The organism is Caballeronia sp. GAWG1-1 (assembly GCF_023631465.1).
Classification (GTDB): Bacteria; Pseudomonadota; Gammaproteobacteria; order Burkholderiales; family Burkholderiaceae; genus Caballeronia.
In genome coordinates this window covers 1-1,370 of record NZ_JALQDB010000095.1, presented here as the reverse complement: position 1 = coordinate 1,370, position 1,370 = coordinate 1, and the positions used below count along the sequence as shown (strand labels likewise).

General features: G+C 59.3%; 1 protein-coding gene. It reads left to right on the top strand.

What is annotated here, in order from left to right; genetic code table 11:
- On the top strand, nt 1-1,370 hold a 1,370-nt coding region (locus tag NCT03_RS33580), incomplete at both ends, for a methyl-accepting chemotaxis protein (protein ID WP_250495506.1).

The following is a 1,370-nucleotide window of genomic DNA, read 5'->3' as shown; positions in this document are numbered from 1 at the left end:
CGCGCAAACGTTGCCGCACAACTACGCGCGGCGGTCGACCGACGCGCCATCGCCGCGCGCAATATTGTGTTAGTCAACACCGCGTCTGATCTTGCACTGGAGAAGACGGATGTCGTCGCGGCCCATTCCGACGTTCAGGCACATCTGACGGAACTCAAGCGGCTGGTTGCGAGACCCGATGCATCGGATCAGGCCCGCGCACTCGTTGGCCGTATTGATGAGATTGAGCAGGCTTATGTCCCTGTCGCTACTGCGATCTTGGAGCTTGAGAATGCAGGTCGTCGGGACGCGGCGATTGCGAAAATGAACGCAGAGTGCCGCCCCTTGCTTGCCAAGCTGACCCATGCCACAGACGAGTATGCGGCGCTCACGCGACAAAAAGAAGCTGAGATCGCAGCCGATTATGATCAGCAGTATGTCTTGACCCGCAATATCCAGCTCGGCGTTTGTCTCGCCGCCATTCTGCTGGCGATCGGTGCAGCAGCGGCCATCACCCGCTCGATTGTCGAGCCTCTCAAGCGCGCGGTTCAGACGGCCAACGCGGTCGCGCAAGGCGACTTACGAACGACCTTGCATGTTTCAGGTCGCGACGAGACGGCGTCGCTGTTGCGGGCGCTCCAACAGATGAATGATCGATTGACCGCAACAATCGGCCAAGTACGAGAAAGCAGCACCGCTGTCGAATGCGCTGCAAGGGAGATTGCCACCGGCAACACTGACCTCAGCCAACGCACCGAGGAGCAGGCTGCATCGCTGGAACAAACCGCTGCCAGCATGGAACAACTTAATTCGGCCGTTAAAAGCAACTCCGAAAGCGCCTCACATGCGGCATCGCTCGCGGGCAACGCTTTCGACATCGCTCGACGAGGAAACGCAGTGGTTGGCCGCGTGGTTGAAACGATGAACGGCATCAGCGACAGCTCGACCGAGATCGCCAACATCACCGCAATCATTGAGGGCATCGCATTCCAGACGAATATCCTGGCGTTGAATGCGGCAGTAGAAGCGGCGCGTGCCGGCGAACAAGGGCGCGGCTTTGCGGTCGTCGCCAGCGAGGTTCGAACACTCGCTCAACGCTCGTCAAGCGCCGCCAAGGACATCAAGACCTTGATCGAGAACTCGGTCCAAAAAGTTCAGGACGGAGCGCTCCTTGCAAGCGATGCGGGGCGGACGATGGCTGACGTGACCGCTGCTGTGACCAAAGTGACTGACATCATGCAGGAAATTGCTGCGGCGTCAGGCGAACAAAGTCGCGGCATCGAACAAGTGAATCAGGCCATCGCGCAAATGGATCAGGTCACCCAGCAAAACGCCGCTCTGGTTGAGGAGGCGGCGGCGGCCGCTCAGGCGCTTCATGATCAAGGGATACA